The organism is Pantoea sp. Ap-967 (assembly GCF_011752565.1).
Classification (GTDB): domain Bacteria; phylum Pseudomonadota; class Gammaproteobacteria; order Pseudomonadales; family Pseudomonadaceae; genus Aquipseudomonas.
This window is the reverse complement of the sequence record NZ_VWXK01000007.1, coordinates 69,215-89,511: the sequence shown is the minus strand read 5'-3', so window position 1 is coordinate 89,511 and position 20,297 is coordinate 69,215. Positions and strand designations below refer to the sequence as shown.

The 20,297-nt window shown below is 63.2% G+C and carries 17 protein-coding genes; 3 read left to right on the top strand and 14 right to left on the bottom strand.

The features are described from left to right. The 6 genes from F3J45_RS09790 to F3J45_RS09765 form a co-directional block, all read right to left on the bottom strand. Positions 1-537: a serine O-acetyltransferase gene (locus F3J45_RS09790; protein ID WP_167060963.1), complete on the bottom strand. Its 537-nt coding sequence runs from the start codon at positions 535-537 to the stop codon at positions 1-3. 8 nt (positions 538-545) lie between these two features. Then, positions 546-1,502, bottom strand: a complete 957-nt coding sequence (locus F3J45_RS09785; RefSeq protein ID WP_167060961.1) for a glycosyltransferase family 2 protein — start codon at positions 1,500-1,502, stop codon at positions 546-548. Further along, a complete protein-coding gene (locus tag F3J45_RS30380) occupies positions 1,495-2,112 on the bottom strand; it encodes a DapH/DapD/GlmU-related protein (protein ID WP_167060958.1) in 618 nt (205 codons plus the stop codon). The genes F3J45_RS09785 and F3J45_RS30380 overlap by 8 nt, the downstream gene beginning before the upstream one ends. A gap of 101 nt (positions 2,113-2,213) precedes the next feature. Next, complete coding sequence (locus tag F3J45_RS09775) at positions 2,214-3,680, bottom strand: GMC oxidoreductase (RefSeq protein WP_167060955.1); 1,467 nt, start codon at positions 3,678-3,680, stop codon at positions 2,214-2,216. Then, positions 3,677-3,871, bottom strand: a complete 195-nt coding sequence (locus F3J45_RS09770; protein WP_167060952.1) for a twin-arginine translocation signal domain-containing protein — start codon at positions 3,869-3,871, stop codon at positions 3,677-3,679. The genes F3J45_RS09775 and F3J45_RS09770 overlap by 4 nt, the downstream gene beginning before the upstream one ends. Positions 3,872-3,968: 97 nt before the next feature. Continuing rightward, positions 3,969-5,345 carry an oligosaccharide flippase family protein gene (locus F3J45_RS09765; RefSeq protein WP_167060950.1) on the bottom strand — a complete coding sequence of 459 codons (1,377 nt, stop codon included), beginning with the start codon at positions 5,343-5,345 and terminating at the stop codon, positions 3,969-3,971. 96 nt (positions 5,346-5,441) lie between these two features. Here F3J45_RS09765 and F3J45_RS09760 point away from each other — a divergent pair, with 96 nt between their 5' ends. The 3 genes from F3J45_RS09760 (at position 5,442) to galE (ending at position 10,591) form a co-directional block, all read left to right on the top strand. After that, positions 5,442-6,968, top strand: a complete 1,527-nt coding sequence (locus F3J45_RS09760) for an O-antigen ligase (protein ID WP_167060947.1) — start codon at positions 5,442-5,444, stop codon at positions 6,966-6,968. Between the two features lie 5 nt (positions 6,969-6,973). Next, positions 6,974-9,562 (top strand): glycosyl hydrolase family 5, encoded by a 2,589-nt coding sequence (locus tag F3J45_RS09755; protein ID WP_167060944.1) that lies wholly within the window; start codon positions 6,974-6,976, stop codon positions 9,560-9,562. Positions 9,563-9,628: 66 nt separating this feature from the next. Then, the gene (galE, locus tag F3J45_RS09750) at positions 9,629-10,591 is read left to right on the top strand and encodes a UDP-glucose 4-epimerase GalE (RefSeq protein ID WP_167060941.1); all 963 of its coding nucleotides are present in this window, start codon (positions 9,629-9,631) and stop codon (positions 10,589-10,591) included. 525 nt (positions 10,592-11,116) lie between these two features. On the opposite strand, the gene F3J45_RS09740 is transcribed toward galE, so the two are convergent. The 8 genes from F3J45_RS09740 to F3J45_RS09705 form a co-directional block, all read right to left on the bottom strand. Beyond that, positions 11,117-11,914, bottom strand: a complete 798-nt coding sequence (locus F3J45_RS09740) for a CpsD/CapB family tyrosine-protein kinase (protein WP_167060938.1) — start codon at positions 11,912-11,914, stop codon at positions 11,117-11,119. An 11-nt stretch (positions 11,915-11,925) separates the two neighbouring features. Next, entirely contained in the window at positions 11,926-13,491 is a 1,566-nt protein-coding gene (locus F3J45_RS09735) for a Wzz/FepE/Etk N-terminal domain-containing protein (protein WP_167060935.1), read from the bottom strand. 20 nt (positions 13,492-13,511) lie between these two features. Then, a complete protein-coding gene (locus F3J45_RS09730; protein WP_205299629.1) occupies positions 13,512-14,477 on the bottom strand; it encodes a hypothetical protein in 966 nt (321 codons plus the stop codon). A 184-nt stretch (positions 14,478-14,661) separates the two neighbouring features. Next, complete coding sequence (locus F3J45_RS09725) at positions 14,662-15,207, bottom strand: polysaccharide biosynthesis/export family protein (RefSeq protein ID WP_167060929.1); 546 nt, start codon at positions 15,205-15,207, stop codon at positions 14,662-14,664. 288 nt (positions 15,208-15,495) lie between these two features. Further along, entirely contained in the window at positions 15,496-15,672 is a 177-nt protein-coding gene (eppA, locus tag F3J45_RS09720; RefSeq protein WP_167060926.1) for an EPS-associated small membrane protein EppA, read from the bottom strand. A 326-nt stretch (positions 15,673-15,998) separates the two neighbouring features. Further along, entirely contained in the window at positions 15,999-17,120 is a 1,122-nt protein-coding gene (locus F3J45_RS09715) for a glycosyltransferase 61 family protein (RefSeq protein ID WP_167060923.1), read from the bottom strand. Positions 17,121-17,171: 51 nt separating this feature from the next. Next, complete coding sequence (locus tag F3J45_RS09710) at positions 17,172-18,314, bottom strand: hypothetical protein (protein WP_167060921.1); 1,143 nt, start codon at positions 18,312-18,314, stop codon at positions 17,172-17,174. Between the two features lie 280 nt (positions 18,315-18,594). Then, entirely contained in the window at positions 18,595-20,196 is a 1,602-nt protein-coding gene (locus F3J45_RS09705) for a bifunctional diguanylate cyclase/phosphodiesterase (RefSeq protein ID WP_167060917.1), read from the bottom strand. Positions 20,197-20,297 lie beyond the last annotated feature (101 nt).

The window sequence follows — 20,297 nt, the reverse complement described above, 5'->3', positions numbered from 1 at the left end:
TCACTCGACACCTTGGGCCGCGCACGCGGTGTCGCGCGGTGCCCGTTGCTTGATGGTGGCCGGCACCCCTACCGCCAGGCAATTGTCCGGCACGTCGATCAGCACCACGGCATTGGAGCCGATCACCACGTTGTTGCCGATACGAATATTGCCCAGCACCTTGGCCCCGGCGCCGATGTCGACGTTGTCGCCAATCACCGGCGCAATCGGTTCGCTGACATTCTTAAGGCCGATCACCACGCCATTGCGGATACGGCAATCGTCGCCAAAGCGGGCATAGCCGCTGATGACGATGCCGCCGAAGTGGTCGATGACGAAGTTGCGCCCCACCACCACCTCGCAGGGCAGTTCGATGCCGGTGATGATCTGCACGAACTTGAACAGCACCTTGTAAACGAAGGAAAACACCTTGCGCAGCAGCGCCGGGCGCACGCCGTAGCGCCAGCGGCCAAAGCGGTACACCAGCATCACCCAGAAGCCTTGGGCACCCCAGTCACCACCGTATGCGCGCAGGTCTGCGCGGATGTTCTCGAACATGGCTTCACCTACCGCGTGGGTTGGGTTGCATAACGGGTCTTGAACAGTATTGACCAAGTAGTGCTGGCATGCCGCCAGCAGGCCTTGATCGCCTCGCGGCCACGGCCCTTGAGCAAGGCCTTGAGCGCCAGGATCAGGTCGCCCAGGCACACCAGGCACATGTGCCAGGCCAGCCCTGCCACGCCGTGATGCTTGCGAAAATAGAGCAGTTCGCTTTCGATCTGGTAGGTGGAGATCTGCCGGCTGGCCGCCTCCAGTTCGGCCACTGACTTGGAGCTTTCGCCGCCGATGTGCACCACGGTGGTGTGCGGGTAGAACACCACCTTCCAGCCCGCTTCCTTGACCCGCTTGCAGTGGTCCACTTCCTCGTAATAGAGGAAGTAGCGCGGGTCGAACAGCCCCACCCGGTCCAGCACTTCGCGGCGTACCAGGTAGAAACACCCCGGCAGCCAGTCGCATTCGCGCACCGAGCCGTGGTCCCAGTTCATTTCATCGACCATCTGCAAGCCCGGGAAGAACCGCGCAAGGCCGGTGCGGGCCACGAAAATGTTGAGGGGTGTGGGGAAATAGCGGCAGGACGGCTGCAGGTCGCCCTCGCGCCCTTCCAGGCGCACCCCCAGCACACCGCACTCGGGGTGGGCGTCCATGTAGGCGATGGTCTTTTCCAGTGAATCGCTGGCAACGAAGGCGTCGGTGTTGAGCAGCAAGGCGTAGCGGCCCTGCAGGTGGGCGAGCAACTGGTTGTTGGCCCGGCCGAACCCGACGTTGTGCTTGTTGCTCAGCAACAGCGCCTCGGGGCACACCGTGGCCATGCGTGCCACCGAGTCGTCCACCGAGGCGTTGTCCACCACCAGGTAGCTGGCCAGCCGCTCGCTGTCGGCCCGGCGCAAGGCATCGAACATCGGCTGCAGCAGTGCGGCGGTGTTGAAGTTGACCACCATCACATCGACCGGTTTGCTATCCATGGTTGCCATCCCCGAAGAAATACTGCTGGCGCACGGCCGTGAGCGTGGGTTCCAGCGCCGCGTCGTAGGCGCCCTTGCGCTGCTTGACCAAGTCGATCCACGGGTAGGCGTTGCAGCGCTGCTCGACCCGCTCGATCAATTGCTCGGTGGTGCAGATGACCTTGGCCGGGTTACCGCCCACCACCGTGCCCGGCGGCACGTCCTTGGTCACCACGGCGCCAGCGGCCACCACGGCATCCGGGCCGATGGTGACCCGCGGCATGACGATGGCGCCGTGGCCAATGAAGCAGTTGTCGCGGATATCGATGAAGCCCACCGAATCCAGGTGCTTGCCGTAGCGCACCTCGATCAGCGCCACCACCGCGTCATGGCCGATCAAGGTACAGTCCGACAGCCCCACGCAGCTGCCGATGCGCAGCAGCTCCGGGTCGGTGATGCAGCAACCTGGGTTGATGTGCACGTTGCTGCCCACCGAGTGAAACTTGCCCCAGCGCGACAGGTACAGGCCCCATTCACGCGCGGTAGGGTTGCACAGCTTCTTGTACATCGCGCTGCCGCGCCCGGTCGCGTTGACGTAGTGGGTGATTGCGCTCCTTAGCCATCCATACATACTGCTTGCCTCGCGAATAGAGCCTTCCTGGACTGTCCCTGAGGCGAACTGGCGTCGTTCTTCTAGGTGCTTGGCCGGTTCACGCTCAACCCCTTGCCGCTTCATGCCACCTTGCTGCTGCCCGCCTTCATCTTCTGATCCAGGTGGTCGGCCAGCCGCAGGGCGAACTGCAACAACGGCATGGTCGGGTTGGAGGCACCGCCGGTGGCGAAGATACTGCTGCCGGCGACGTACAGGTTCTGGGTGCCGAACACCTTGCAGTCGGTGTCCACCACGCCGAAGTCCGGTGAGGCGGCCATGCGCGTGGTGCCCATGTGGTGCGCGTGCGGCGAGACTTTCAGCGGCACGCTGCTGTCGTAGACGAAGTCGTTGAGCTTGACGAAGCCCAGGTCGGCCTCGGCGAACTGCTTGGCAAGCTCGGCACCGATGCACTTGATGGTGTGGCGGTCGGCCTCGTTGACCACCCAGTTGACATTGACCTTGGGCAGGCCCAGCGCATCCTTTTCCGCCAGCAAGGTGATATGGCTTTGCGGATCGGGAAACTGCTCGATCATGGTGCTGATCACGCCATCGCCAGGGCAGCTGAACTTGGCCACGAACTCGATCTTGCTGGCCACGCCCCATTCGCAGGCGAGGTTTTCCAGAAAGTGCTTCACCTCGGCCGTGCGGCCGTAGGTCACCACCTGGTCGAGGATGGTCATGGTGACGTTGCCCTTGCCGGCGTGGTACTCGGCAACGAAGGCATCGGTGGTGTAGTACTGGTGCGGTTCGCTGTACTGCTCGCCCTTGAGGATGAAGGTGCCCATCTCGACGTTCAGGTGTTCCATGAAGCAGCGGCCCACCAGGCCGTCGGGGCTGATGACACCCGCCTCGCGCAACGACTGGCTGTTGAGCAGCTGGCGGGCATTTTCGATCGAACCGGTGGCGAGGATGAAGTTCTTCGCCTGCAGCCGTTGATGGTGCTTGTCGTAGTCCGTCACCTTGATGGCCTTGAGGCTGCCCGAGGCCTTGTCGAACTCCAGGTCGATGCAGTTGCAGTTGATGAACACTTCCAGCCCGGCGGTGTGGTCGAGGGCATCGGCATACTTCTGGGCAAAGCGTGTGGGCGGGCTCAGCAGAAAATGGTCGGCATCGAAGTCGCCGCCGTCCAGGGTCGCGTTCACTGCGCGAAATTCACCGTTCAGGGGCAGGTCGACGATGGCCATGGCCGCCGGCAGGTAGGGTTCTATTTCCGAATAGGGAATCGGCCAGCCCGGCATGCCCACCGGTGGTTGCACGGCGAAGTCCGAGGCGGTGAATGGCCGGCAGCGGCCCGCCCAGTGGTTGGAGGTGCCGCCCAGGTAGCGCAGGCGGGTTTCCTCGGCATACAGCTCCAGCCCCGAGGAGTTGGTTTTGTACAAGTCTTGGGAACGGGGTTCGAAGGTGGTGCCACCGCCTTCGACCAGGGCCACGCTCCAGCCGGCTGCCGCCAGGCGCAAACCCAGCGTGATACCGGCCGGCCCTGCGCCGACAATGCAGAAATCATAGGCATCGCGCAGCGTTTTCTGCGCCTGATAATCCTTGATCATGCCTGGCCGTTCCGTAAATGCCGGGAGGGTATTACCCAGCCATTGATTACCACGAAGCCCTCAGGCACCGCCGCCTTGCGTGGCACCTGCACGGCGGCGCCGAACAGGGCGCCGCCCGCACCCAGCAGCACACAGTTACGCAGAAAGCCCCGGCGATCCAAAAGCGGCGTAAAGAACGTAAGCTTCCCCATGGTCCCAGTTCCCTGCCGATTTTCTAAGAATCCTAGCCACTTATCCGCGATGCGCTACCCTGCCCATCACCTTGCCGCACGGCATGCCACGATCATTTCACAGCCAATGGAAAAACCAGGTCAGCAACTGGCCGCACAGCGCACCGACAGCCACCATCGGCAACACCAGCAGTTCGCGCTTGAGGTTGAGCAGGCCCAGCTTGCGGTTGACGTAGACGATCAGCACCAAGGTGGGCAACGGGTGCAAGGCGACCCCCCAGATCGCCAGGTGCGGCCCGCCAATCGCCAGCAACAGCGGCAGCGCCACCCACAGGGACACCAGGCGGATGATGTTGTCCATGGCCTGGTACTTGGTATGGCCCAGGGCAATCCACACCTGATGGGTCAAGGTATAGCGCAAGGTGAGGAACGACAGCGAAAGAATTGCCAGCATCGGCCCGGCCTCGGCATAGCGGGCGTCGTACATCCAGCTGATCAGCAGCGGGCTTGCGGTCAGAAAGCCCCCGCAGATGAACAGCGTCACCACGTCGACCAGCAGCTTGAAGCGGTCGTACAGGGTACGCAGGCGGTCGTGGTCGCCTTCCCGGGTGGCCTCGCTGAACGCTGGCAGGGCCACGGCGCCAAACAGCTTCATCAGCCCGGTCTGGATTGAACCCAGAATCAGCACGGCAATCGAGTACACCCCAAGTTCTGCCACCGACATGCTGGCGCCGAACCAGATGCGGTCGCCGTACATGGCCAGTACGCCAACAATCGACGACAACAGGATCCAGCGGCCAAAACTGACCAGCTCGTCCAGCGCGCTACGGTCCCACTGCAAGCGATTGCTCGGCCCTTGCAGCGCGGTGTGGCCCAATACCGTCCCCACCAGCGCGGCCACCAGGCTCGCGGCCACCAGCGACCAGATCGAGCGGGTCAGCCAGCCGACGACCAGCATCACCAGCAAACCGGCAACTTGCGAGGCCAGGTCGACCAGCACCACCCGTTTCTGCTGGAAGGTGCGCACGGCCACATCCATCTTGGTTGACCCAAACCCCCAGATCACCGCCTGCAGGCCGGTAATCGCCAACACCAGGGGCAGTTCCGGCGCGGCGTAGGTGGAGCCGGCTGGCCACAGGTTGGCCAATTGCGACAGCCAGGCGCCCAGCGCCAGCAGCAAGGTGACGCCGAACAGCAGCAAACCGCGCACGATCTGCACGGTCCAGGCGGTATTGAGGAACAGCGGGTCGTCGCCACGCGGGCTCTGAATGATGTTCTGCCGCAGGCCCACATCCGACAGCAGCTGCAACAGCACCGAGGCGGTGGTGGCAATGACCATCACCCCGAACATTTCCGGTAACAGCAAACGGGCCATGATCAGGTTGCCGCCCAGCCGCATCACCTGCGAGGCCAGCAGCGACACCAGGTTCCATGCCCCGGCGCCCAGCGCGCGCTTGCGCAGACTTCCAGCTGCTGACACATCAATCGACGGCATCGCTACGATCTCTGACTGAAATGGCTAGAAGTCACTATAGTTTCAATTAGCCATGCCGCTAGCCGTCGTCCACCGAGGGATAGGTGCCCAGAGCCCATGCCTGAACAATTTCGTGCGTTGATCGTCATTCTGTTCCTCGCCTGCGTGGTGTTCGTGCTCGCCCGCAAGCCGGCCGCCGACCTGATTCCCGACCGCGACTTCAAGCGCCGGCGCAACCTGTGGTTCCTGGTTACCCTGGTGGCGTTCTTTTCCTTCGGCTTCTGGGTGTATGCCGCTGCAGCGACGATCACCCTGTTCCTGGCCGGGCGCCGCGAGCACAACGTCATGGCGCTGTTCTTCATGCTGGTGTTCGCCATTCCGCCGGCGATGGTGCAGATTCCAGGGTTCGGGGTGATCAACTACCTGATCGAAGTCAACCATATCCGCATCCTCACCCTGTGCGTGCTGCTGCCTGCCGCGCTGGCCCTGAGCAAGCAAGGCGACACGGTGCGCCTGGGGCGTACCGGCCCCGACAAGTGGTTGCTGGGCGGCGTGGTGCTGATGACCTTGCTGTACCTGCGTGAAACCACGCTCACCGACACCCTGCGCCAGGCCGTGTCGCTGTACATCGACGTGGTGCTGCCGTATTACGTCGCCAGCCGCGCCCTGAAGACCGTGCAAGACTTCAAGGCGGCATTGCTCGCCTTCGTCATCGCGGCCTTCTTGCTGTCGATCATCGCCATGGCCGAATTCGCCCGCCACTGGCTGCTGTACAACGGCCTGATCGCAGCGCTGGGCATTGACTGGAGCATGTCCAGCTACCTCAGCCGCGGCGGCTCGCTGCGGGCCAGCGCCACCACGGGCCAGGCCATCGCCCTGGCCTATGTGATCAGCGTGGCGATCGGCTTTTTCCTATTCGTCCAGGGTTATGTGCGCAGCAAGCTGCAGCGCTACATGGGTGCCCTGCTGCTGGCCGCTGGCCTGGTGGTACCGCTGTCGCGCGGCCCCTGGATTGGCACCGGGGTGATCATTGCGGTGTTCATCGCCACCGGCAAGGGCGCGGTCAAGCGCCTGAGCCTGCTGGCCTGCGCCGGCCTGCTGGCGTTACCGTTGCTGGCGGTGGTGCCGGGGGGCGAAAAAGTCATCGACCTGCTGCCGTACGTCGGCAACGTCGACAAGGAGAACATCACCTACCGCGAGCGCCTGCTGGACAACTCGTGGATCGTCATCCAGCGCTACCCGTTCTTTGGCTCGTTCGATTTTCGCAATACCCCGGAAATGCAGGCGATGATCCAGGGCGAAGGCATCATCGACATCGTCAACAGCTACATCAGCCTGGCCTTGCGCTTTGGCCTGGTCGGCCTGGGGCTGTTCGTGGGTTTCTTCTTCAGCATCATGCTCGGCATCCACAAGGCGATGCGCGCCTTCCCCGACAAGGATGACGAACACCGAAGGCTTGGCCGGGCGCTGCTGGCCACGCTGCTGGGCATCATGGTGATCATCTTCACGGTCAGCAGCATCACGGTGATTCCGGTGGTGTATTACTCGGCCGGCGGCCTGGGCATGGCCTACATGCAGCTGGTGCGCCGCCTGCGCAACAGCGAAGCCGCGGCCCTCGCCAGCCCCGCCCTTCAACCCAGGTAACCGCCATGACTGTCGCCTCGCTGCGCCCGAGGATGCGCGCCTCGGTACTGCTTGCCCTGCTGCTGCCGTTGGCAGCCTGGGCCACGCCATGGACCGCCAGCGTTGACGAACGCAACGGCCTGCCCAGCGTCACCCGTGGCGGCGGCCCGGCCATGGTGGCGCGCTTCGACTTCTGGGGCAGTGACTGGAGCTGGACCGGCATGGGCACCGAATTCAAGGTCGATGGGCCCTTCCAGTACAGCCTCAAGGGCAAGAACCCGCAGCTGGAGTTCGACCTTACGGCCACCATCGCCAAGCCCCAGGCACAGACCTTGAGCTGGGACTTCGACCTGGATGCCCACCGCGATAAAAGCGGGGTGATGGGCGGCGGAATGGTGTTCACCTTCGACCCGTCGCTGTTCAAGGACATGGGCGAACCCGCCCTGCTGCCCGGCAACCGTGGCTGGGCCTGGGGCAACGGCCCAAGGCGCGTGGAGATGCGCTTTGAGCCCGGGTTGGCGAAGGTGTACTTCGAGCGCGGCGACACCTCCGAGGTGCGCGCCTTTTTCTATACCGACCCGATTCGTGGAGGCCAGCAGCAGATCAAGGCCACCCTGAACGTAACCGGCGATATCGAACTTGCCCCCACGCCCAGCGAACGCTTCGGCCTGGCCGACCCTGCCACCTGGCCAGACGACCAACTGCCTTGGCGCACCTCGCCGGTGGACCTGTCGTTCCTCAATGCCGGGGAGAAGCCAGCCGGCAAGCGCGGCTTCGTGAAGGCCGTAGGCGAGCAGCTGCAGTTTGCCGACAACACCCCGGTACGCTTCTGGGGCACAAACCTTGCGGCCTATGCGCTGTTCACCACCCCTGACGAAGAAGTGAAGCTACAAGCCAAGCGCCTGTCGGCACTGGGGTTCAACCTGGTGCGGCTGCACCACCACGACTCGCCCTGGGTCAGCCCGAACGTGTTTGGCGAGCCAAAAAGCCTGCGCAACACCCGGGAGTTGAGCGCCGAGGCGCTGAAGAAGCTCGACTGGTGGATCAAGTGCCTCAAGGATGAAGGCATCTACGTGTGGCTCGACATGCACGTGGAGCGGGTGGTCACCGCCGGCGATGACATCTACGCCTTCGACGAACTGGCCAAGGGCGAGCAGTACGCCGGCATCAAGGGCTATGCCTACGTCAACGTGACGGTGCAACAGGCAATGAAGCGCTTTGCCCAGCAGTACCTGACCCACGTGAACAGCTTCACCGGCCTTGCCTACAAGGACGACCCGGCCATCGCCGCCGTGCTGATCACCAATGAGAACGACGTTACCCAGCACTTTGGCAACGCCCTGCTACCGGACAAGGGCGTGCCGCTGCACACCCGCCTATACATGGACCAGGCCAAGGCCTTCGCCGCGCGCAGCCAACTGCCCGCAGACAAGACCTGGCGGGCCTGGGAGCCGGGCCCCGGCAAGCTGTTTCTCAACGACCTGGAGCACCGCTTCAATGTCGACATGATCGAGCACCTGCGCGGGCTTGGGGTCAAGGTGCCGATCGTCACCACCAGCACCTGGGGGGGCAACGGCCTGGCCGCCCTGCCGGCGCTGACCACCGGCAACCTGATCGATGCCCACAGCTACGGCGGCATCGGCCAGCTGGAAAAGAACCCGCTGACCAGCGATGGCATGGTGCACTGGCTGGGTGCAGCCCAGGTGGTGGGCTTGCCGATGACGGTGACCGAGTGGAACGCCGAGCCGTTCCCCCTGCCCGACCGCCACTCCCTGCCGCTGTACGTGGCGGCCACGGCCAGCCACCAGGGCTGGGCGGCGATCATGCAGTATGCCTACAGCCAGCAGGCGTTCCTTGAAGGCTGGCGCCGCGCCGACAATTGGAATGCCTACAACGACCCGGCCATGATGGCCACGATGCCCGCCGCCGCCCTGCTCTACCGCCGCGAGGACGTGCACCTGGCGAAAACCCGCTACGTGTTCGCGCCAACCCCCGCGCAGCTGTTCGGCAAGGCCATTACCCCGGCCAACTCGGTGATGCTGCGCACCGCCATGGAAAAGGGCCGCTTGCAGGTCGCCATGCCGCAGACCCCAGAGCTGCCTTGGCTGCAGCCCGCCGTGGTGCCCCAGGATGCCCAGCTGCTCAGCGACCCGGACCAGGCGCTGCTGGAGTCCACTGCCAGTGAATCGGTCACCGATACCGGCGAGATCCGGCGCAATTGGCAACAGGGCCTGTACACCCTCGACACCCCGCTGACCCAGGCCGCCACCGGTTGGCTGGGTGGGCACCCGGTGAAGCTGGCCGCCATCGAGGTGCAGTTGCAAACGCCCTATGCCAGTGTCGTGGTGCAAAGCCTTGAGGCCAAGCCGCTCGGCCAGTCGCGCCACCTGCTGATTTCCCTCGGCAGCCGCGCCGTGCCCAGGCCCGAGGACGTTACGCCGTTTCATGTGGAGCCGTTGCAGGGCAGCCTGAGCATCGCAGCGCCGGCGGGGCTGAAACTGTACAGCCGCAGCGCCGAGGGCAAGGAAAGCACGTTACCGGCGGCGTACAAGGATGGCCACTACCTGATTACCTTCGACGGCCAGCACATGGCCAACTGGCTGTTCCTGAAATAGCCATCTAGAGTCAAGTCAGCCTGTATCGCAGGGCATTCGACGCTACGTCTGTTCCAGGAGGATTGGATGAAGTATTTGGTTGTCGGGGGTGCAGGTTATATCGGTTCGCACATGGTCAAGTACCTGCTGCAGGCCGGCCATGAGGTGGTGGTGGCGGACGTCGACCCGGCAACCCCAGGGGTTGAACGGGTAGCGCTGGACATCGCCGACAGCCGCGCGCTGGACGCCTTGTTCAGCGACTATGCCTTCGATGCCGTGTTTCATTTCGCATCGTACATCCAGGTGGGCGAATCGGTGCTCGCCCCTGCCAAGTATTACCGCAACAACGTCACGGCCACGCTCAGCCTGCTCGATGCCATGGTTCGCGCCGGTATCGGGCATCTGATTTTCTCTTCCAGCGCCGCGGTGTACGGCAACCCGCAGTACACGCCCATCGATGAGCAGCATGCCAAGGCGCCGATCAACCCTTACGGGCGCAGCAAGTGGATGGTCGAGCAGATCCTCGAAGACTATGACCGGGCCTATGGCTTGAAGTCGGTCTGCCTGCGCTACTTCAATGCCGCCGGTGCCGACCCGCAGGGCCAGCTGGGCGAGTGCCACGAGCCGGAAACCCATCTGATTCCGTTGATCCTGCAGGCCGCTTCCGGGCGCCGCGAGGCGGTCACGGTGTTTGGCCACGACTACGACACACCCGATGGCAGTTGCATTCGCGATTACGTGCACGTCGAGGACCTGGCCTCGGCCCATGCCCTGGCCGTGGCGTACCTGCAGGGCGGCGGCGAGAGTACTGCATTCAACCTGGGCAACGGGGTGGGGTTTTCGGTGCAGGCGGTGATCGACACGGCGCGGGCGGTGACCGGGCGGCCGATCAAGGTGGTCGAGGCCCCCCGCCGTGCTGGCGACCCACCGCGGCTGGTGGCCGATGCTGGCAAGGCGCTGAGCGTGCTTGGCTGGCAGCCTGCATTCAGTGCCCTGGAGGAGATTGTGCGGCATGCCTGGCAGTGGGAATTGAAGTACCCCTGGAAGTGAACAACAGGCGCCGCGTTGCGGCGCATCGCGAGCTGCGCTCGCTCCTACCAGGCCTACACAAAACTACCCCGCTCCTACAAAGGATCTCCTACCGGGCCTGCACAAATCCTGGTAGGAGCGAGCGCAGCTCGCGAAGGGCCGGCACAGGCAACGCACTCCCCACCGCGGCTGGTGGCCGATGCTGGCAAGGCGCAGAGTGTGCTCGGCTGGCAGCCAGCGTTCAGTGCCCTGGAGGAGATTGTGCGCCATGCCTGGCAGTGGGAATTGAAGTACCCCTGGAAGTGAACAACAGGCGCCGCGTTGCGGCGCATCGCGAGCTGCGCTCGCTCCTACCAGGCCTACACAAAACTACCCCCCCCTGTAGGAGCGGGCTTGCCCCGCGAACACCGGCGAAGCCGGTGCCATGCATCGCGGTGCCTGCTTCGCGGGGCAAGCCCGCTCCTACACAGGATCTCCTACCGGGCCTGCACAAATCCTGGTAGGAGCGAGCGCAGCTCGCGAAGGGCCGGCACAGGCAACGCGCAGTCAATAATAGGTGCGCGGCTGCTCATCGGCCTTGTTCAGCACGGCCCCAATCAAATTCGCCCCTGCCAGGTGGTACAGGCAATCCTCGATGTCCTTCTTGCTGTTCACCCCATTGGCCACCACCAACAACACACAATCGAACTTCGGCAACACCGTGATCGCATCGTCCGAACTCAACAGCGGTGGCAGGTCGAAGATGCAGATCCGCGAATCATATCGGTCGCGCAACTCCGTGATCAGGTGACTGACCTTGGGCGAGGACAGCACCTCGGTCGACATCGGAATCGGCTCGCGTGTCGGCAGCACCACGAAGCGCGGCAAGGTCGGGTTCACCAGCACCTCCTCCAGCCACGCCTTTTCGCTCAGCAGCTCGTTGAGCGCCTTGTCCATCGGCAAACCCAAGGTGGCGCCCACCCGCGGCCGGCGCAGGTCGAAATCCGCCAGCAAGGCGGTCTTGGTGGTGTGGTGGGCGATGCTCATTGCCAGGTTGACCGCCAGCACCGTCTTGCCCGCCTCGGGTGTGGGCGAGGTGATTGCCAGCGTGCGCCAGCCATTCTCTTCCATGGCCTGCAGCACCTGGGTGCGCAGCAGGTCGATCGGGCCGTTCATGTTCGAGTTCTTGTTGAACGAGACGATGCGGTTACGCTCCAGGTGCTCCGCACGCAGCGGCACCACCTTGGTTTGCACGTAGTCGAACTGGCCCAAGGCCTCGGGCTTGTCCTGCACGGGGGCGGCCGGCGTGGTCGAAGGCGAAACCTGATGAATGTTCTTGCCTGAAGACTGCGGATGTCTGTCCATTACTGCGCTCCCTATGCAAACCGCGCCATGGCCTTGTACAGCAAAAGGTCCAACGGCATGTAGAACAGGTGGACCAGGACCAGCAACACCAGCAGGCCCAGCACCACGGCACCTGCCAGCAGCATCAGCCATCTGCGCCGCCGCGCCTGGTCAGCCTGGGTGGCGATGTACGGCACCGCTACCAGCACCCGCTTGCCCAGCACGCTCTCCAGCGCCCCCACACCGCGAATGCGCTGGTTCAGCATCTCCAGCAGCATCACCAGCCCTGCCCCAGCCGCCGGTGCCAGCACCACGCCCACGGCGACGATTTTCTTGCGGTTGGGCTTGACCGGTTTTTCCGGCATCAGCGGCGGCTCCAGCAGCACGAAGCGCTCGGCCTTGTTTTCCTGTTCCAGGCTTTCGGTGATCTTCGCGTTCATTTCCTTGGCGCGAATTTCCTCGTACTTCTTCTTGGCGTTGTCATGGTCGCGCAGCAGCGATACCAGCCCACGCTCCACTTGCGGCGCCTCGAGAATGTCGGCCTCGTAGGCGGAAATTTTCTGGGAAATCTCGCGCTTCTGCTCAGCCAGCGAAGCAATGTTCGATTGGGTGGCGGCCATTTTGGTGCGTACCCGGGCCGCATCCAGGTTCATCGATGCAGCGGCGGCGATGCCCTTCTCGCCCGAGGCTTGCAGTACCTGGATCTTGCGCTTGATCGCCACCACGTCAGGGTGGGCTTCGGTGTACTTGGTCAGCAGGCGCGCGTACTCGGCCTTGAGGCTGGGCAGGTCCTGCGGGTCGGGCGTCGCTGCCTTGCCGTTGGCCGCCTGGGTCGAGGCACCGGAATTGGCCGCCGACAGCTCCAGGTCCAGGTAACGCAACTCCTCCTGGGCCGCCTTGTAGTCCCGGTCGACTTCGCGGAAATCAAGCTCGGCACGCGACAGCATGCTCATGCGCAGCTGCTGGTTTTCCGGCAGGGCGTTGGCGTGGGCCTGCTTGAAGTCAGCCAGCTGGTTTTCCAGCGTGGCCAGTTCGGCGCCCAGCTTGTCGGCCTCCTGGGTGAGGAATTCGGTGGTTTCGGTGGCGCGTTCGGTACGTTGCTTGACGTTCTCGTTGAGGAACAGGCCCACCAGTTCGTCTGCCACTTCCTTGGCCACGTCCGCCCGCTTGTCCTCATAGGAAACCGTGAAGGCCACGGTCGCCTCGCCGCGGCCCTTGATGAAGGTGCTGAGGGTGTTGACCACGATGGCATTGCGCATCTGGTCGATCTTGTCGGTTTCGCTCAGGCGCCCGCCCTTGTCGGCGAACAACCCGTATTTATCGATGATCCGCAGCAGGTTCTCGCGGGTCATCACCCGCTGGCGGATCACCTCGATACGCTCGTCGGCATAGGTGGTGTTGCCTTCGGAAACCAGGTCCGGGGAAATCTGCTGGGACTCCACCAGAATGGTCCCGGTGGCCTGGTAGATGGGTGGCACACTGATCGCAACCCCGATGGTCGCCGCCAGCACCACCACGACCACCACTGCCAGTAGCAGCGCGCGGCCCTTGATGATGGCGACGTAATCCTTCAGCGACAGCTCGTACTCAGCTTTCATAGTGGCCACCAGTCCGATGATCAGATGTCGGGGTATCGGTACGTCAGTGTCAAACCAGCAATCGTGGCCTCAGCATCGGGCAAGCCTTTTTGCTGACGCTCCTTGTACTGCAACGACAGGCGCAGGTCCCAGGCGGGCGAAAATTCGCGGCTGGCCCATACGCCATAGGTGTACAGGGTGTTTGGCGTCTGGCCCTTGCTGTCCTGCCAGGACGCCTCGACGCCCACCCGGTTCAGCTCGGTAAGCCTGTAGCTCCAGGCGCCGCTGACCATGTCCAGCTGGGCGAAACCGCCCTCGGCGCTGGCCACCGTGCTGCGCTCGGCGTTCAGGTTGGCCTCGGCGCGTTCACCGCGGTAGAACAACGACGCCCCACCCTCGCCACGCTGGCCACCGCCCGAGCCGCTGGTCTTGTTCACGCCAATATGCACCTTGCCTTCCAGCTGGTCGGTGAACTGATGCTTCAAGCCGATACTGGGAATGTAGCTGTTGGTGGCAATGGCGGTGGTGGTGCTGGTGATCTGTGGCTCGTAACGCCGGGCCTCGAAGCCTGTGATGATGTCGGTGCGCTCGCTCCAGGCGTAGGTCCAGGTGAAGTCGTTGGCATACTCGTCGTAACCGGTCAGCGTGGCGGTGTCGTAGCGGGCGTGGTTGTAGCGCAACTGGTTGGCCAGGGTACTGCGCTCGCTGATCGCACTGCTCCAGTTGCCGGTCAGGGTCGACATCTTCTGGGTGCCGTCGACGCTGGTCACCACACCGGTCTGCTGCACCGCGCCCGACAAGGTCGAGCTTTCCACATACTGCGCCAGCAGGCCAAAACCGCCGGTTTCCGTGGTCCGCTGCCAGCCCAGGCTGAGGTTGGGGTCTTCGCGGTTGCCCACCACTGAACGGTCGGAGGAATGCAATACCCGCAGCCCCATGCCCAAACGCAGCTGGTCTTGATCGAACTGGCCGATCAGGTTGTAGTCGGGCGCAATGATGGTACGCATAACACCTTTCTCCTTGGACGTCAGGAGCAATGGGTTGCTGTCGTACTCGACCGTCGTGGGGGCCACGACGGAAGACTGCCAATTGGCGGCACTGACCGCCCCGGAGAACGGCATCATCATGATTGCCGTAACAACACTCGTCGTTTTATTAATAGGCACAAGTCGTTCTTAGTTGATTGCAAGTTCAAGGTACGACCAGCGTATCGCCAGCCTGAAGTTGGAAGTTGGTGGACATGTCACGCCCGGAAACCAGATCCTTGTATCGCACCGGCATCACTTTTTGCCCACGAATCACCTTGATGGCACTTTCATCGGCGAATTTGTCCATTCCACCCGACATGCTCAAGGCCTGCAGCACGGCCGTGGGGCCGGCCATCGGCACCGGGCCGGGCTTGAGCACCTTGCCCTGCACGTACACCAGGTTGCCGGCGGTGCTGGTCACCACCACGCTGACATTGGGCTGGGCAAGGTAAGGTTTGAGCGCCGTCTCGACTTTTTTCGCCGCGGCGGTGGCATCCAGGCCTGCCACATCGACGCGGCCGGCCAAGGGGAAGGTGATGCTGCCATCGGGCAGTACGACGGTTTCCTGGCGCAGGGTATCTTCCTGCCACACCGAAACCATCAGCTTGTCGCCGGGGCTGAGTAAATAAGAGGACGTGGCCGGGTCAGCGGCGGCAGCACCGCACCAGGCGAACAGTACGCAGAGGACGGACATCGGCAAACGTTTCATGAGGGGTCCCTCCGGCCGGGCGGCCCAGGTGAAGAGCACTGAATGAGTACAACCGCAAACCTCTCGCTCTACGTTGCAGCGGCGTTTGCGCTGCATGGGCCCCGATCGTCCCAGGGGCCCTGTTACCGCGATGCCAGCACACCTGCTGCTGCCGATTCGCGCCCACCGGGCGCTGGTCTGTGGAATATAGCAACGGTTGTAAAATTGACAAGCACTGGTGGGCGGGAAAAACGCAAATGCCCATTATTCAGCGTCAAGCCATTGGCATCGCGATAACTTCAGGGGGAATTAAATTTTCTTTCTATTGGCAACGGCGACAAACCCGATTACAGCAAATGCAAACAACCAGCCCGCCGTGGCCAAGGGCACGATATTGGTCTGACTCATATAAGAGTCTGCAGCACGTGCAGCACCACTCAACAACACCAACAGAAAAATCGATTTGATGAAGAGCGTTGAGCGCATGATCCCCTCCTGCAAAGAGGAAAGTTAACGATTAGGGGGTGTGTCAAAAGATTTGCTGTTTGCTGATTTGAGCTTATGGGCAGAGTGACACTACGTCAATGATCCGACACCATAATAAAAATCAATGGAGATCTCGCCAATGCGTCAAGAACCCGCCGCCCGATATTGTCGCGCTAACCGGGCTTTCGACGTTTGGCGCGAGCCCTCTAGCATGCGGGTTTCAACTTAGGAGAAAAACAGGAAGGGATGCTGCTGGCGGCGCTTGCGAGGGTGACACCCGTCAAGGCATGCGCCGCCAATCGTGTTGCAGCCGTGAAATAACGGCGTCAGGCCGGCAGCAGGTCAAGGGTACGCTCGACTTCGTCGATGTCGATGGTGTAACCCTCGCCATCCGGCGTGCCAACCACAAAGGCGAACTGCTGGCCATCACGGTCGGTGAGGAACTTGTAGTAGCTGACAAAGCGGTTTGGCGGCTGCAAGGCGAACACCGTGCCCCCCGGTTGCAGAACATTGACGCCGTGCACCAGCTGGCTGCCTTCCACCCCCATGACCACCCGGGCGCCGGCGCATGCCGTGACGATCTCGGACACGCTCATGCGCATCGGGTCGATCACCCGAAAGCCACGGCTGACGCGCAGGTGCTCGGCCAACGCCAGTTCGTTGCGCAGCATGCGCCGCTCGCCGTCACTGCCGCGCAGGATGAAAATGCCAGGGTGCGGTGCATGGGCCACGTGGGCCAGCAATTTGTTGCCCATGTCGCGATAGCGTTGGTAGCGGTTGCGGTTGTTGCTCATGTCGTCGAACAGCACCAGCTCGCGGAAGAATGCGGTGCGCAGGCGCAGCGGCTGCATGCCCAGCCAGGCCTCATAGGCCGGCGCCTGGCCGAACAGCGGGTGGCGGGCCGAGGGCGCAGTGGTCACCGGTGTGCCTTCGTTGCAAGCCAGCGCATAGGTCGGGCAGTCTTCCATCATCCAGGTGCCGAACCAGCGGTTGCCATTGTGCGAACAATAAACCGCCGCCCGCTCGATCTCATGCTCAACCCGCAGCGGCGGAAAGGTGGCGTGGCGCAGCGACAGCCACTGGCTGGCATTGCCTTTATACAAGGCGCCCTCGATCAACCAGACATCCTTCAGCAGAAAAGCTCGGGTCGGCCCATGCTCGACGGGTAGCCCGCCCTGCATGGTTGGGCCTGGGTAAACGTAGGGGAAAAACAGCCCTTCCTGCCAGCCCGTCACCCGCTCCATCTGCCCAGGCAGGAAGATCGCCGGCGGCGTTACCCCGCCCTGCTCGGCCGGGGCAATGTCCCAGGTCTTGTGTGCCAGGCTCTTGAGTTCCAGTTCGGCCCGATGGCCCAGGTGCTTCCTGACCATGTTGCGGTAGGCTGCCAGCGTCCAGCGCGGCCGCTCGATCGCGGCTGGGGTGCCAAATTGCAAAGCCTCAGTACCCATTGCGTGCCCTCCGCTGAAGGCCAGGTCAATACAGGTTCGGATGGTTGCCGCTCAGCGGCAGGCGACATGTTCGAGGATCGGCGTGCTGGGGAACCCCGCATAGCGGCTGCGCAGGGTCTGCACGAAGGCTTCGCCCGCGCGCTTGGCGCTGTAGAGGTAGATCTTGTGCAGGCCGCCGAACACCATTTCCTGGTAACGGCTGGCAATCTCATCGTCGCTGGCGGTGTCGGGCAAGCCCAGGTGCAACGTGACCTTGCTGCCTTCCATGGCGAACAGCGGCGTCTCCCAGAGAAATTCCGCCGCCCCGGTGCGCGGCAGGCGCACGAACAGGCAGGCATGGTTGTTCAAGGTGTCCACATCGCCGCCACGCCGGCGCTTCCAGCGCAGCAGCCCGTCATCCGGGCGCGCCACGCACAGGCCGATATCGTGGTAGTCGAAGCCATTGGCCAGGGCCCACTCCAGGGTCATGAACGTGGTCATGGAATTGACTTCACGGAGCTTTTTCGGGTCCGAGAACACGGCCTCGCAATAGCCGAAACGCAGGGTGCTCCAGTAACGCTTGCCGCCACGGATCACCTCGCACCCCAGGTGGCAGGCCACCACCTCGTCGTTCAGGGTAATCAGGTCGAGCCGACCAACGCCCTTGGCAAGGCGAAACACGCCTTCGGTGGAAAACTGCGCGGCCTTGTCGCCCTGGCGCGCCGTGGCGTAGGGGCGCAGCAGGTCGCGGTCGGCCATGGCGATCTCTGCGTCCGTCAGCGCCTGGCGCATCTGGTACGCCGCCCGGTTCTTGCGAATGCTGCGGCGCAGTTCGCTGTCGTAGCGGGCGATAATCTCGTCAAGTGGCCGCCCCAGCGGTACCACGGCGCTGACAAAATGCGGCACCGACAGGGCACCGGCGGTGGGCAACTCGCTCACCAGCACCACCTGGTCGCGGGTAGCGCCAGGGGCCACCTCCACCACCGATACGTCCTTGCCGCCCATCAGCAGGCTGGCCACTTCGCGTTGTTGCTTGCGGCCGATATAGAGGAATTCGTAACGGCCCTGCTGCTCCAGGCGAAAGCGCGCCACTTCCCAGCGCCAGAAGCAGGCGCGGCCGAGCATCAGGCGTAACTTGTCCGTTACATTACGCAGTTCGTACCGCATCGAAGGCGAGATGAATTGCCGCGCCACGGCCGCCAGGTTCGCTTTCATGTCTTTTCAACGTCCTTTGATGTACCAACGGGGTTGATCGGGAAAGAACATGATGAAACTGCAAGTGCACGCATAAAGCGTTGATATTCATCGAATCAACGCTTAAGCCAAAATTCACATTCAGAAACAATTTAAGATGCAAGCGCTGGCATTGGCAAGCGGCAATTTGACAGCATCCAAGTTTAATTAATGGCGCCAATTTATCCATCTATCGACATAGTTGTGTATTGCTTTTTCTATATCGCCATTGAATGCAACATGACCTTCACGGCCCCAGCCCCTAGCCCGGCAACCGAACCCTGAGCGGGTTACGCGCAATCCAGCCCTGCAACTCGGCCGCCGGCATCGGCCGCCCGAGCAGGTAGCCCTGCCCCTGGTCGCAGCCGGCATTGCGCAAGAAGTCGTACTGTTCCTGGGTTTCGATGCCCTCGGCGGTGATGCGGTAGCCCAAGGCATGGCCCAGGTCGATGATCGCCCGGGCGATCGCCACGGCGTCATCGTCGTCGGGCAGGTCCTTGATGAAGGCGCGGTCGATCTTCAAGTGGTCGATCGGCAAGGCACGCAGGTACGCCAGCGACGAATAGCCGGTGCCGAAGTCGTCCACCGCCGTGGCCACGCCCATGGCCTGCAATTGCGCCAGGGCCGCGCAGGCCTGTTGCTGGCTTTCCATCAGCAGGCTTTCGGTGATTTCCACTTCCAGCAGGTTGGGCGCCAGGCCGTGACGCTCCAAGGCCATGGCCAGGCTCGAAACGAAGTCGCTGCGCTCGATCTGCAGCGCCGCCACGTTGACCGCCAGCGGCCCTGGCAAGCAATCGGCGGCGTGCCAGGCAGCCAGTTGCGCGCAGGCGAGTTCCAGAATCCGCTCGCCCAGGGGAATGATCAGGCCGCTGCGCTCGGCCAGTGGAATGAACTCGCCCGGCGGAATCAAGCCATGTTCCGGGTCGCGCCAGCGCAGCAGCGCCTCGACACCTTCCAGCTGGCCGCTGAACAGGTCGACCTTGGGCTGGTACCACAGCTCGAACTCGTTGTCCTGCAAGGCCCGGCGCAGGTTGCGCTCAAGCTCCAGGCGCTGGTGCAGGCGTGCGGTCATGTCCGGGTGGTAGGGGCGCCAGGCGTTGCGCCCGCCCTCCTTGGCCGCGTACATCGCCGTGTCGGCATGGCGCAGCAGGCTGCCAACGTCCTCGCCATGTTGCGGGCACCAGGCCAGGCCAATGCTGCCGGTCACCAGCGCGGCATTGCCATTGAGGTCGAATGGCCGCTGCAGGCAGCGCAACAGGTGCCGCACCTGGTGGCTGACCTGGCCCTGGGTGCCTTGGAGCATGAACACGAACTCATCGCCGCCCAGGCGGCACACCCGGTCGGCGCTGTCCAGCTCCTGCAGGAAGCGCGCGGTGGCCTGCTGCAGCAACAGGTCGCCCATGGCATGGCCCAGGCTGTCATTGACCTGCTTGAAGCCGTCGATGTCCAGCAGCAGCACGGCCAGGCCATGGCCCTTGGCGCTGGCCTCGGCCAATTGCTGCTGGAACAGCACCCGGTTGGGCAAGCCGGTGATGGTGTCGTAATGAGCCAGGCGCTCCAGTTGCTGCTGGGAACGGCGCAGTTCCTGGTTGCGCTGGTGCAGCTGGCGCTGCTTGCGGTTGATCTGCGCCGTGAACAGGCTGAACAGGCCGGTGCAGCTCAGGCCGAACCAGAACACCGGCGAATCGAACAGGCTCAACGCCTGCGCCGCGTTTTGGCGCTGCACATCCATATGCCCCAGCGCCACCGAGGTGGCGATGCCGGCCACGGCAAAACCTACCGGCAGCAAGCGGTATAGGGTCTGGCGCAGCGAGCCGGGGGCCGGGGTCTGCTCAACGGGTAGCTGGGAATTTGTGGGGGTCATAGGCCTGCAGGCGAGTGCGATTGATTCTGTATCGGCGCAGCGTAGGCAATATTGAGCCAGACTGGTGTTTTTCTTTTGCCAGGCGCATGCTCGACGCTGAA